The organism is Paenibacillus sp. FSL R5-0914 (assembly GCF_038004525.1).
In the GTDB taxonomy this organism is placed as follows: Bacteria; Bacillota; Bacilli; order Paenibacillales; family Paenibacillaceae; genus Paenibacillus_AQ.
The window spans coordinates 773,936-786,563 of sequence record NZ_JBBORH010000003.1; the positions used below are offsets into that span (position 1 = coordinate 773,936).

Consider the following 12,628-nt stretch of genomic DNA (forward strand, 5'->3'; position numbering starts at 1 on the left):
TTTTGTATGAAATCGAGGTGAACGTATTGTTTGAAATGTTAGTTCCCAAACTCCGGGTGAATACGGTATTCGATATTTCTCTAGAAGAGCTGTATCGACAGGGATACCGTGGAATCATTACGGATCTGGATAACACACTGGTCGGTGCCAAAGCGCCTGTGGCTACTCCGGAGCTGTTGTTATGGTTTGAGAAGGTGAAGGAAGTGGGCTTTAAGCTCATCATCGTATCCAATAACAACATGGAACGGGTGTCACGCTTTGCTACACCGCTTAATATTGAATTTGTGCATCAGGCTCGTAAACCGAGTAATGCTCCTTTTCTCAAAGCGATGAAGCAGATGGAGTTGCCACCGGAGCAGACGATTGTGGTGGGAGACCAAATGCTTACAGATGTATACGGCGGCAATCGGCTTGGCCTGTATACCGTATTGGTGCTGCCAATCTCCGTTAAGGATGAAGGGTTCGGCACAAGATTTAATCGTCGGGTAGAGCGAGTTGCTCTGACACGGCTTCGTAAAAAAGGATTGTGGCACGAGGAGGAAAAATAGTAATGAACGAACAAAGTGAAACACAGCGTCCTGAGAAGTGTAGCGGTTGTGGTATCAAGCTTCAGACGGAGCATAAGGATCAACCAGGATACCTTCCGGAAGTCGCACTAGATCGGGACCCTGTGATTTGCCAACGCTGTTTCCGGATTAAGAATTATAATGAGGCTTCATCTGTTTCTGTGAACCAGGATGAATTTCTTCGCTTGCTGAGTGGAGTAGGGGAGAAGAATGCACTTGTTATTCATATTGTTGACATTTTCGATTTTGAAGGCAGTTTGATATCCGGCCTTCAGCGGTTTGTCGGTAATAACCCAGTTATTCTTGCAGTGAATAAATGCGATCTGCTACCTAAGGTTACGAACTGGAATAAACTGCGTAACTGGATGCAACAACGCTGTAAAGAGGAAGGATTGCGGACAGCTGAAATCGTACTTTGTAGTGCGAAACGTAATCAAGGCTTTGACCGTTTACTGGAAGCAGTAACAGAACTGCGTGGTGGGCGTGATGTTTATGTAGTGGGTGCTACGAATGTAGGGAAATCCACGCTTATCAACCGTTTGATTTCGGACTATAGTGATTTGGAGCAGGAGTTAACCACCTCGCGTTACCCTGGTACAACACTCGATACGGTCAAAATTCCACTAGATGATGGCCACTATATTATAGATACGCCAGGGATCGTGTATCCATGGCGTTATAGTGAACTAGTTGAGCGTCAGGATCTGGATGCAGTTATGCCGGCCAATCCGTTGAAGCCTGCTGTCTATCAGTTGAATGAAGGTCAGACGCTATTCTTCGGTGGACTGGGACGTTTTGATTTCGTGCAAGGTCCGCATCAATCGTTCACTTGCTTTATTAGTGGTACTTTAAAAATCCATCGCACCAAACTGGAACGTGCAGATTCCCTTTATGCGGACCATCGTGGTGTAATGTTGTCTCCTCCAGGAAGTGACCGGATGGACAAGCTGCCACCATGGCAACGGCATGAGTTCCGAATTAATAAAGGCAGTCGGAGCGATCTATATATTTCAGGTTTGGGCTGGATTAAGGTCAACGGGACAGAAGGCGCAGTCGTGGCTATCCACGTTCCGCGTGGTGTGAAGGTGCTTACCCGCCCTTCGATGATCTAACGGGAGGCTATTACAGTGTCTTTGATAACTGCAACCGAGGGCTACAATACCGGGAATATTTTACTGGGCGTAATGGGAGATCCTATTATACAATCCAAATCTCCTATTATGCATGAAGCAGCACTGCAAGCACTGGGAATTCCGGGTGCTTACGTGCCGCTTCATATCCTTCCAGAGAATCTGGAGGATGCGGTGCAAGCGATTCGCACGCTTGGATTCCGTGGCGTAAATGTGACGATTCCGCATAAGGTTGCGGTGATGGCTTATGTGGATCTATTAGATGAAAGTGCGGTAGCCGTTGGTGCAGTCAATACGATTGTTAATAATAACGGGATACTCACCGGATATAATACGGATGGAATCGGTTATGTACGTTCGCTTAAAGCGGAAGCCATTTCTGATTTGTCAGGTACGAAGATTATGGTGATTGGAGCCGGTGGAGCAGCTAGAGGAATTGTTGCCGCACTGCTTCAGGAGAAGCCTTCTTCTATCCTTATCGCTAATCGCAGTGTTGATAAGGCACAGGACTTGGCTGCAGAGTGCCAGAGCAAAGGGAATGTGATCGGGATTAGCATGAATGAAGTAGCGGAAATGCTAGATGGCGTTGATGTACTGATCAATACAACCTCCGTGGGAATGTATCCTCATATGGATGAGACACCTATAGATCCTGAACTGCTTCGTGCAGGGATGGTCGTAAGTGATCTGATTTATAATCCACTGCGCACGCGTCTATTGTTAGAAGGACTTGAACGAGGCTGTAAGATTCATGGAGGCCTCGGGATGTTTGTCTATCAGGGGGCTTATGCATTGGAGTATTGGACAGGGCAGCCTGCTCCTACGGAAATCATGCGACAGACCATACTCCATTGTCTGGGTGGAAAAGAGTAAGAAATGGATTCATCAATTTAGGGTAATAATATATGTTAATTAAGGAGTTATTCATTTATGTTAACTGGTAAACAAACACGGTATCTTCGTTCATTGGCGCATCACCTCGATCCTATTTTTCAAGTGGGCAAAGGTGGAGTAAACGATCACCTCGTACGCCACATTGAAGAAGCTATTGAGAAGCGTGAACTTATGAAGATTAGTATACTGAGCAACAATATTGAGAATCCCAAGGAAATCGGTGCGCAACTTGCCGAACAATCGGGCTCTGAGCTTGTACAAGTGATCGGAAAGACCATTGTCTTGTACAAAGAATCGCGTGATAACAAAACCATTGAGCTGCCCCGATAATACCTGAAAGCATACTACCGAGGAGGTCGTCCTCTTGAAAGTTGGAATTATGGGAGGTACCTTTGATCCTCTTCATATTGGTCATATGATGGCAGCGGAAGCAGCTAGAGAAACTTATGGACTTCAAGAAGTATGGTTTATGCCTTCACATATTCCGCCTCATAAACATGAGGCAGGGGTATCTGGAGCAGATCGGCTGGCAATGGTGCAGGAAGCGATACACAATCATGAAGCTTTTCGCACATTAGATTGGGAAGTTGTCAGAGGTGGCGTTTCTTATACGTATGAGACTATAAGACGGCTGCAAGAGGCATATCCGCATTTCGATCTTTATTTCATCATCGGAGCGGATATGGTCCAGTTTTTACCGAAATGGAACGAGATTGAAGAGCTTGTGCAGCGGCTTACATTTATCGGCGTAGGTCGTCCGGGAACACCTCTTGATCTAGACGCATTGCCAACTTATATAGCAGAAAAGGTACTGCTAGCAGATATGCCTCTGGTTGATATTTCGTCAACGATGTTAAGAGAACGGGCTGCAACTGGAAAATCCATTCGTTATATGGTACCTGAGGCAGTGTTCGATTATGTTCAAAGGAGTGGATTGTATGGCATACAGCCGCGAAGCTCTGATTGAGGCGGTCTCGACACAAATGCCTGCTAAACGCTGGAAGCATACACTGGGCGTCATGGAGTCATCCATTCAACTAGCGGAGCAATATGGCGCTGATCCTGAGCGTGCGGAGACAGCGGCAATTCTGCATGATGTGGCCAAGTATTGGCCTGTGGAGAGAATGAAGGAGATTATCGAGCAGAATCATCTGAACTTGAATCTTCTGAAGCATGACAAGCAGCTGTGGCATTCAGAAGTAGGTGCCTTTGTAGCAGAGCAAGATTATGGGATCACAGATCCAGATATTCTTAATGCGATCCGTTTTCACACCTCAGGTCGTGAAGACATGAGTTTACTTGAGAAAATTGTCTGTCTCGCCGACTATATCGAGCCAGGCCGCGATTTTCCAGGCGTTGATAAGATACGTAAGCTGGCTAAAGTAAGTTTGGAAGAAGGACTAGTCGCTGGATTTGATTCTACGATTAGTTTGCTACTGGAAAAACGCCGAGTGATCTTTCCGTTAACGGTACTGGCGCGTAATGATTTAGTTAGAATATTGGAGGATAAAATATGAGTGTACAACCAAGCAAGCTGTTAGAACTGGCCCTTAAGGCTGTGGAAGATAAAAAAGCAATGAACGTAGTGGCATTAGATCTGCGTACTGTTTCACCGATTAGTGATTACTTTGTTGTATGTCACGGTAATTCGGATACCCAAGTTCAGTCCATCGCCACCGAAGTCCGCAAAGTGGTCCATGAAGCAGGCGGAGTAATTAAGGGAATCGAAGGAATGGATTCAGCACGCTGGGTGCTGATGGATCTTGGAGATGTTATTGTTCATATTTTCCACCGCGATGAACGTGAATACTACAATATTGAGCGTCTGTGGTCGGATGCGAAGGTAGTGGAGACTGTATGAGCCTGATTGCAGGAACTACAGTTACACTTAATGTAGTAAGAGAGGTATCCCCATACGGATTTTTCCTGAATGCAGGAGATCAGGATGTTATGCTGCATTATACTGAGCTTACCGAGAAGGTTAAGACAGGCGATAAAGTTGAAGTCTTTATCTTCTTCGATACCGAGGACCGCCTAGCGGCAACGATGAAGAAACCGTTTCTGACATTGGGCGAAATGGCCTTATTGGAAGTGGCTGATATCCATCCGCGTCTAGGTTGCTTCTTGGAAATGGGTCTCGGACGGCAGCTGCTGCTGCCCATTCGTGAGCTTCCAGAGCTTCCAGAGCTGCGCCCTCAGATCGGCGACTATGTGTATGCGATTATGGAGCATGATAAACAGGGGCGTCTTCGTGCTAAATTAGCTGGAGAACAGGAACTAGCTCCGCTAGCTCTTCCTGCGCCTGAATCCTGGATGGGACAGACTGTGACAGCCCGGGTGTACAAACCGCTGCAGATGGGGACTTTTGTTCTTGTAGATGCTGGGGTTTTAGGCTTTGGTATTATCGGTATGGTCCACTCTTCTGAACGGAGTCGTCTACTACGTCTTGGGGAGCAGTTTGAAGCACGTGTCTCCCATATCCGCGAGGATGGACGTGTTAACCTTTCTATGGGTCTCCGTAAAGAAGTAGGCATGGATGTAGACTCTGCCACGATTTTGGAATTCTTGCATGCCCGTCCGGGTGGAGCGATGCCTTATTCGGATGCTACACCACCGGATATTATCAAGCAGCGTTTCGGAATTAGCAAATCAGCCTTTAAGCGTGCGCTTGGAAAGCTGATGAAGGAAGGCCATATTACCCAAAAAGAGAATTGGACGTATCTTGCTCCTAAGAAAGAGGAAGGTTCAACCGAGGGAAATGAAGAAACAACCGAATAATTAAAAAAATAAGAGACCTTGTGGGGACGCCTAGAGCGTTTAGGCTTGATGGGTCAATAATAGAATCATATTAAATGTTGTAATAGAAAGCGGTGTACTAGTGTCTTCCTATGGGAAATTTGCTTATGTATACGATGAGCTCATGGCAGATATGCCGTATCCTGATTGGATCTCCTTTGCTGAAACCGCATGGAGCAAATACGGTAAGCCTGTAACCGTGGCTGAGCTTGGCTGCGGCACCGGGAGTATCACTATTCCTTTGGCGGGTTCAGGGTATCATATGACAGGAATCGATCTATCTTCAGATATGCTCTCAGTGGCACAGCGCAAAATGGAAGAGCATCCCCAGGGACGGCGTTTCTTGCGCGAAGGTAGTGTTCGTTGGATTAGACAAAACATGAAGGAATGGGAGCTTCCAGAGCTTGTGGATTCTGTGATTTCTTTCTGTGATTGTCTGAACTATGTGCTGGAAGAAGACGATATCAGAGCTGTCTTTGCTAGTACCTTTGCAGGACTAAAGCAAGGCGGCACCTTTCTGTTCGATGTGCATCACCCAAACACACTGATCCGTTATGAAGAAGAGCAGCCCTTTATTCAGGACGAACCATCGGTGTCTTATATTTGGACTTGTGAGATGGATATTGCTCGCCGCGAAATAGAACATCATCTGTCCATTTTCGCTCGCGAAGAGGGACGGAGTGATGTATATCGCCGTTTCGAAGAGACACATATTCAGCGTGCCTACGATCCTCAGTGGATGAAGGATGAACTGCTTAAGGCTGGATTTAGTGATGTGAAGACTTACGCCGATTTCGAGTGGATTGAGGCGGATGATGATGCGGAACGTTTATTTTATATTGCTATAAAATAAATATTCAACATACTAAGAGGGGCTGTCCCAAAAGCTATGAAAATAGCTGATGGGACAGCCCTTCTTTTTATGAGTTCGGTGTGGTTCCTACTATTGAAAACGAGAGGCTAAAAATAAGCAAATAACGTCATCTGAGTCCGTATGCTTCATGGAATGTTGGATTCATGATTCATGATTCGTGTATGAAGAAGTAGCTGTAATTGCGCCAATATGTATATCAAAAAAACCGGGCAGTGTTTATGCCACCCGGCATCTTCCAATCCTTACCGATGCTCAAACAGATCAATGGCACCCAATACGACATGAGCCAGACCAAATCCAAGTACGCCTGTTGCTGCCATCTTATACTTGCCTCCAAGAAAAGCGGCGCTAGAAGCGGTTACGACGGTTCCAAGAACAGCGGGAATTAGACCTTCACGCATTCGAAACACTCCTTCTCGGTGGTTTGGGAGACAAGGTTATTATGAGTCAAACTCAAAAAAATATACAAAGAAAAAGAAGACCTTAGACCAGTTATTGCTGGTTCTAAGGTCTTTTTGTTTAGGGAATGTTTTACTCTGATAAGGTAACGGCAGTACGAGAAGCGCCAATTTCAACTTCATGAACATCATATAGTACACGCGCCAGTAAGTCCTGGCTATAGTTGCCGAAATGTTTGCCGTAAATGGTGAGCCCGCGTTTGTTTACAGGCTTGTCCGTTACGGCTATCCGGAAAGTAAGCTCGCTCTTGTAATCAAGCTGAATATCATCCAGGGTCACGTCAGAAATCCGGCAACCGTCAATAAAGCTACCTTCATTATTAATACGGATCAGTTTGAGCATACCATATTGGTTTAAATGTGGAGGCCACCAGTCTGGATTAAACGTTCCACGCGTGTCTCCGAAATCTCCAGGACTAGTCCAGTAGCCGATTTCAATTCCATTTAAGTAGAAATAAAGATCGGAGGGATAGTTATCGTTAGATCCAGGGGCCTCAGAGCCAATCTCCATCGAGAATTGGATTTCGCGGAACGTTTGATTTGCTTTAAGATAGTTCGGAATTCTATATTCGAGAAAGCCTTCAGCCATCCAAATGATCTCGGATTCAATCCGCTGAGGATCAGCGAAATAACGGGGTTCGTCGAAGTCGCCGATAATGCTGTCTTTGGTAGCAAGTCCGCAGGTCGGAACAGCCTGATAGTTGCTATAATGTCCTACTTGGATTTCTACTTCGTAGAGATTATCAACATCCTTGCTGCGAAGATCAACAATAAGCTTATCCTTATTTAAATAGCAGACCTTCTGAATACCGTGTTTACCCACGGATGTGTTTATCTCGATGAGACCGCTTTCTTCTAACTTTTTAATATGCATCGTGATTGCGCCATTGCTGAGGTTCAGCTTCTTGGCAATTTCATTCAGATTCAGTGCTTGATTGGTAGCTAAAAGTTCGAGTATGAGGATTCTGATTTCAGAACTAAGCGCCTTGAATATTTCAAGACCACTCATTAAATCTTTAATATAGATCATTTTATCAATACCTTCTTCCAAATGGTCATAAATGAATACTGTTTTATGAAATTATAAACTAATATAGCATATAAATAAAGCATCCTTCCTTATTTTGTAGAATGATAAAAATAAGGGAGTTTTTTTCCTTTTTTTTCATTTAATCTAATTTAATTTAAAAATTAATGAAACTAATTCACAATATAAGATGGTTTTACAACGAAATCAGCTTATTTTCACTATTTATTTTATAAAAGTATTAAAAGGTTTAAATAAAAATATTTACAAGTCTTTTTGTCTATGATATTTTTAAACTGAAAGTCTTAGAAAAGGACGTGGAAATCATTATGTTAGCTGCAACGCCCCCGATGGGCTGGAATAGCTGGGACTGTTACGGAGCTAGTGTTAATGAAGAAGAGGTAAGAGGCAACGCCGAATATATGGCTGCTCATTTGAAGGAATTTGGCTGGAAATATGTTGTTGTGGATATTCAGTGGTATGAGCCTGGAGCGAACTCTTCGCAATATCGTAACTTTGTACCGCTGGTCATGGACGAGTATTCCAGACTTCAACCGGCAGAAAATCGTTTTCCTTCCGCAAAGGGAGGCAAAGGTTTTGCCCCACTCGCTGAATATGTGCATGGATTAGGGTTGAAATTCGGCATCCATATTATGCGTGGAATCCCTCGACAGGCCGTTCATGCGGCAAGTTCCATTCTAGAATCTGAGCAAACCGCACGTGATATCGCACATCCCAATTCTATATGTCCGTGGAATACAGATATGTATGGAGTAGATGCTTCTAAAGAAGGCAGTCAGGCTTACTATGATTCTCTCTTCCAGCTGTATGCCAGTTGGGGTGTAGATTATGTGAAGGTGGATGATATTGCCGCTTCACGTATTTATGGATACCACAAAGACGAAGTTGCCATGATCCGTAAGGCTATCGACCGCTGTGGTCGTGAAATGGTGCTTAGTCTTTCACCTGGACCTGCTCCGGTAGAAGAGGCTGAACACTTAGCTGAACATGCTAACCTGTGGAGAATGACCGACGATTATTGGGATCATTGGCATTTGCTGCGTGGAATGTTCGAGCGCTGCGAAAAATGGGCTCCTTACGTTCAGCCAGGCCATTGGCCAGACTGTGATATGCTGCCGCTAGGTCATCTTGGGATTCGTTCCGTTGATGGCGGGGGAGACCGATTTACAAGGTTTACTCCTGACGAACAGGTTACCATGATGACGCTCTGGACTATTTTCCGTTCGCCTTTAATGTTCGGGGGAGAGCTTAGAGACAATGATGAGTGGACATTATCTTTGTTAACCAATAGGGAAGTGCTTCATCTGCATCATTTTGGTAAGGGTGGTAGACAAGTAGAGCGGAACGAAGAGTATGCGATCTGGACTTCTGAGGATGAACAAGGTAACCACTATGTAGCGTTGTTTAATCTCAGTGACAAAGAGTCGACACTCCAGGTATCGTTCCAAAAGCTAAATGTTTCAGTTCCAAAAACGATACGTAATCTGTGGCAAAGCCATGACCTGGAAGTTACTAATGAAGGGGTTACGCAGGTTCTTCCACCGCATGGTTCTGCATTGTTAAAGCTTTTATAGAGGAGAGAGATTATGGATACGAGTAGAGCGTACAACAACCCATTGGTGGAGCAACGTGCTGATCCATGGGTATATAAACATACGGATGGATATTACTATTTCACAGCTTCTGTTCCAGAATACGACCGGATCGAAGTAAGAAGATCGACAACCATCGAAGGATTAACTACTGCAGAACCAGTTGTAGCATGGCGCAAGTATGAGACGGGGCCGCTTAGTGCTAACATTTGGGCGCCGGAAATTCATTACATAGACGGAAAATGGTATATTTACTTTGCCGCAGCACGGACTACGGAGACGACGGATGGTTTGTTCGATCACCGTATGTTTGCGCTCGAGAATGCATCTGCTAATCCCTTAGAAGGAACATGGGTAGAAAAAGGTCAAGTGAAGACCGCTTGGGAATCGTTCGCTTTGGATGCGACAACGTTTCAGCATAAAGGAAAACTGTACTACGTATGGGCTCAGAAGGACCTGAATATTGAGGGTAATTCTAATCTGTATATTTCTGAAATGAGCAATCCGTGGACACTCACAGGTCCTCAGACTATGATTGCTACTCCAGAGCATGACTGGGAAATTATAGGGTACAAAGTAAACGAAGGCGCAGCAGTACTGAAACGAAATGGTCGTATCTTTATCAGCTTCTCGGCGAGTGCTACAGACTTCAATTATTGCATGGGACTATTAGTAGCGGATGAAGACAGCGAACTTTTGGAGGCAGCTTCATGGACTAAACTACCAAATCCAGTATTCCAAACAAATGAAGAAAATGGACAATTCGGTCCAGGCCATAATAGCTTCACGGTCAATGAAAATGGGGAAGATGTGCTCATCTACCACTGCCGCAATTATAAAGAAATTACTGGCGATCCTCTTTACGATCCAAACCGTCATACTCGTGCTCAGATCTTCCATTGGAATGAAGATGGCACGCCGAATTTTGGAGTTCCTGTTAGGGATGCGCAATAAAAATAATCCATTTTGCAAAAAAAGAGGGTTACCCCTAAGTGAACTGCACCCCGTCAAGTAGACAGTACAAAAAATAAAAGTAGTTTAAGCGGCCTTAGTCCTAAATTCAATGGGACTGAGGCCGTTTGATTTTGCCTGTAACCGTTCGTTATTGTAAAAGTGAATGTAGGTATCAATATCTGTTTGGAGTTCTTCAAAGGTCTGGTAGGTATGTAAGTAGTACTTCTCACATTTCAATGTTCCCCAGAAGGATTCCATCGGCCCATTGTCAATGCAGCAGCCTACTCGGGACATGCTTTGCTTCAGTTCTGCATCGTCCAGCATCTTCTTAAAATGCAGAGAGGTATACTGGAAACCGCGGTCGCTATGGAGTAAGGTTCGGCTCTCCGACGCTGCCTGCAATGCTAATTCCAGCGTGTTAAAAACTAGCGAATTATTATTGGAATGGCCCAGAACGTAAGCAACAATGGAATTGTCATACAGATCTTTTATTGCACTTAAATACGCCTTCTTACCCTTGCCGTATTTGAATTCTGTTACATCCGTTACCCATTTTTGGTTTGGAGCTTCCGCCTCAAAATTACGGTTCAGCACATTCTCCGCGACCTGCTGAGGCGTGGAGCCTACATACTTCTTTCTTTTTCTGCGGATGACAGACTGGATACCTTGGCGTCTCATGAGCCGGTATACTCGTTTTGCGTTAATAGATTTGTTCATTTGTCTGCGCAAATGCAGGGTCAATTGACGATACCCAAAGGTTCGTTCCACCTTCTCATACAAGAGAAGCATAGCCTCTGTCAGTTTCTCGTTTTCGGTCTCTCGGGAACTGGGTTTGCGATTCAACCATTTATAGTAACTTGACCGTGAAATCCCTACGATTTCACACATAAGTCGAATGGAGCAAGACTGTTCCTGCTGAACGGCTTGAATGGCCAGATAGATGATCTCCTGGCGAATGGTTCTTAACGTCTCCTCCTTTCGAGTTCCTCTAACTTTTTTAGAAAAGCATTCTCCGCACGCAGGCGTGCATTCTCGTACTCCAGCTTTTGCATCGCGAGTTTGTGGCGATCTGCTTCCGTAAGTTCTTCGGGCGCTTTAGTACGTCCTCTGCCGTCTCGTAACGCCTCTTCACCGCCTGCTTCGTACTTCTTTACCCAGCTATATACTTGTTGGTAAGACACGTGAAAATGGCTTGCCGCCTTCGTGTAGTCTTCTCCGTTCGAAAGGCAGTACAGCACGATATCTATCCGTTCCTGCCAAGTGGTTACGCGTCCTTTGGTCATAGCTTTAGATCCTCCTGAATGAGCTGTTAAGCTGTTGCTATGACCATTATACTTCCTAATCCAGTTGGCAAGTTGGGTTGAACTTGCAATCTTATACTTGCAGATGATTTGGTTTTGTGACAATCCTCCCTCGAGATAATCCTTAACGGCATGGAGTTTAAGTTCTGCGGAATACGTACGGTTGTGGATTCGAACTTCCAGCCCTTCGTACCCATACAATTGATAACGTTGCCGCCACTTCACTACAGAGGTTTTGGATAATCCATACTTTCGGGCCGCAGCTTTCAAACCAATGTCGCCCCGTTCAATTTCTTGGAGAATCGTTAATTTTTCGAGTGCCGTATACTTCTTTTGTTCCATAAAAATACTCCCCATACAGCAGCAGGTTTTTATTATTTCGCCTGTCTACTATATGGGGAGCATATCAAAGCCACGTAAATGGTCGCTGGGTAAACCTCTTTTTCATATGTTACGTGTTGCTGCTTAAGGTATATATTGTTGCACGATGGAAGTGATTACGCCGTCTTGAATCGTAAGGTGATAAGGGAACTGGCTTAGATCGAAAATATCCGTTTTATTAAATTGATCGATAAATTGCTGTAAGGTGATAGCTTCGTTCCACTGAATGTCTAAGTCCTCAATGTTACCAGTGTGATCAAAGATCTGCATGGTGACTTTTGCGTTATCCGCGATCGGATAGGTTGTCAGTGTATCAACATCATTAACAACATAATATCCGTCTGGAGCCCCGCCAATTTCTGCTGCACCTTCTGGGTCTCTTTCAGCAAAGACTCGGTCAGCATTAGCACCCTGATACCAGTTTATTTCATCGGCTGTAATGGAAAGCTTGCCATTCTCGGATTGAATAGTATGGATATATACCGTCTGTTGCTGAGTCTTGCCACTATCTTGCGCATCTACTCGTGTTCCAACGGTACTAGCAGTAGTAATTAGGGAAAGAAACAATAGAACAACAACCGGTAACACATACGCTGACTTTTTCTTAAACATTAGAAATCTCCCCCTTGAGATA

15 protein-coding genes are annotated in these 12,628 nt (G+C 44.6%); 11 read left to right on the forward strand and 4 right to left on the reverse strand.

Annotation, left to right across the window (positions count from 1 at the left end; genetic code table 11):
- Positions 1 to 26 precede the first annotated feature (26 nt).
- From MKX60_RS26785 to MKX60_RS26825, 9 genes are all read left to right on the forward strand, one after another.
- The gene (locus tag MKX60_RS26785; RefSeq protein WP_042193454.1) at positions 27 to 548 is read left to right on the forward strand and encodes a YqeG family HAD IIIA-type phosphatase; all 522 of its coding nucleotides are present in this window, start codon (positions 27 to 29) and stop codon (positions 546 to 548) included.
- A gap of 2 nt (positions 549 to 550) precedes the next feature.
- Positions 551 to 1,678 (forward strand): ribosome biogenesis GTPase YqeH, encoded by a 1,128-nt coding sequence (yqeH, locus tag MKX60_RS26790; protein ID WP_341061483.1) that lies wholly within the window; start codon positions 551 to 553, stop codon positions 1,676 to 1,678.
- 15 nt (positions 1,679 to 1,693) lie between these two features.
- Positions 1,694 to 2,569 carry a shikimate dehydrogenase gene (gene aroE / locus MKX60_RS26795; RefSeq protein ID WP_341061485.1) on the forward strand — a complete coding sequence of 292 codons (876 nt, stop codon included), beginning with the start codon at positions 1,694 to 1,696 and terminating at the stop codon, positions 2,567 to 2,569.
- 57 nt (positions 2,570 to 2,626) lie between these two features.
- Positions 2,627 to 2,920, forward strand: coding sequence for a ribosome assembly RNA-binding protein YhbY (gene yhbY, locus MKX60_RS26800; RefSeq protein WP_076284314.1), 294 nt, complete (start codon positions 2,627 to 2,629; stop codon positions 2,918 to 2,920).
- Between the two features lie 34 nt (positions 2,921 to 2,954).
- Positions 2,955 to 3,557: a nicotinate-nucleotide adenylyltransferase gene (locus tag MKX60_RS26805; protein WP_341061486.1), complete on the forward strand. Its 603-nt coding sequence runs from the start codon at positions 2,955 to 2,957 to the stop codon at positions 3,555 to 3,557.
- Complete coding sequence (gene yqeK, locus MKX60_RS26810) at positions 3,529 to 4,107, forward strand: bis(5'-nucleosyl)-tetraphosphatase (symmetrical) YqeK (RefSeq protein ID WP_042185970.1); 579 nt, start codon at positions 3,529 to 3,531, stop codon at positions 4,105 to 4,107. Before MKX60_RS26805 ends, yqeK begins: the two co-directional genes overlap by 29 nt.
- Positions 4,104 to 4,451, forward strand: a complete 348-nt coding sequence (gene rsfS / locus MKX60_RS26815; protein WP_042185972.1) for a ribosome silencing factor — start codon at positions 4,104 to 4,106, stop codon at positions 4,449 to 4,451. The genes yqeK and rsfS overlap by 4 nt, the downstream gene beginning before the upstream one ends.
- Complete coding sequence (locus MKX60_RS26820; protein WP_076284313.1) at positions 4,448 to 5,368, forward strand: CvfB family protein; 921 nt, start codon at positions 4,448 to 4,450, stop codon at positions 5,366 to 5,368. The genes rsfS and MKX60_RS26820 overlap by 4 nt, the downstream gene beginning before the upstream one ends.
- 100 nt (positions 5,369 to 5,468) lie before the next feature.
- A complete protein-coding gene (locus MKX60_RS26825; protein WP_341061487.1) occupies positions 5,469 to 6,239 on the forward strand; it encodes a class I SAM-dependent DNA methyltransferase in 771 nt (256 codons plus the stop codon).
- A 263-nt stretch (positions 6,240 to 6,502) separates the two neighbouring features.
- Here MKX60_RS26825 and MKX60_RS26830 read toward each other — a convergent pair whose 3' ends face one another.
- Together MKX60_RS26830 and MKX60_RS26835 are read right to left on the reverse strand one after the other, a co-directional pair.
- Entirely contained in the window at positions 6,503 to 6,661 is a 159-nt protein-coding gene (locus tag MKX60_RS26830) for an asparagine synthase (RefSeq protein WP_341061488.1), read from the reverse strand.
- Positions 6,662 to 6,791: 130 nt separating this feature from the next.
- Positions 6,792 to 7,748, reverse strand: a complete 957-nt coding sequence (locus MKX60_RS26835; RefSeq protein WP_042131966.1) for an ArsR/SmtB family transcription factor — start codon at positions 7,746 to 7,748, stop codon at positions 6,792 to 6,794.
- Positions 7,749 to 8,074: 326 nt separating this feature from the next.
- Here MKX60_RS26835 and MKX60_RS26840 point away from each other — a divergent pair, with 326 nt between their 5' ends.
- Complete coding sequence (locus MKX60_RS26840) at positions 8,075 to 9,340, forward strand: glycoside hydrolase family 27 protein (protein WP_445670774.1); 1,266 nt, start codon at positions 8,075 to 8,077, stop codon at positions 9,338 to 9,340.
- 12 nt (positions 9,341 to 9,352) lie between these two features.
- A complete protein-coding gene (locus MKX60_RS26845) occupies positions 9,353 to 10,312 on the forward strand; it encodes a glycoside hydrolase family 43 protein (protein ID WP_341061490.1) in 960 nt (319 codons plus the stop codon).
- Between the two features lie 84 nt (positions 10,313 to 10,396).
- On the opposite strand, the gene MKX60_RS26850 is transcribed toward MKX60_RS26845, so the two are convergent.
- Positions 10,397 to 11,955 (reverse strand): IS3 family transposase gene (locus tag MKX60_RS26850; RefSeq protein ID WP_341061491.1). Its coding sequence is split into 2 segments (ribosomal slippage): positions 10,397 to 11,322 and positions 11,322 to 11,955, totalling 1,560 coding nucleotides; the frame shifts between segments, so codons are not numbered across the junction.
- Between the two features lie 123 nt (positions 11,956 to 12,078).
- Complete coding sequence (locus MKX60_RS26855) at positions 12,079 to 12,606, reverse strand: hypothetical protein (protein ID WP_341061493.1); 528 nt, start codon at positions 12,604 to 12,606, stop codon at positions 12,079 to 12,081.
- Positions 12,607 to 12,628 lie beyond the last annotated feature (22 nt).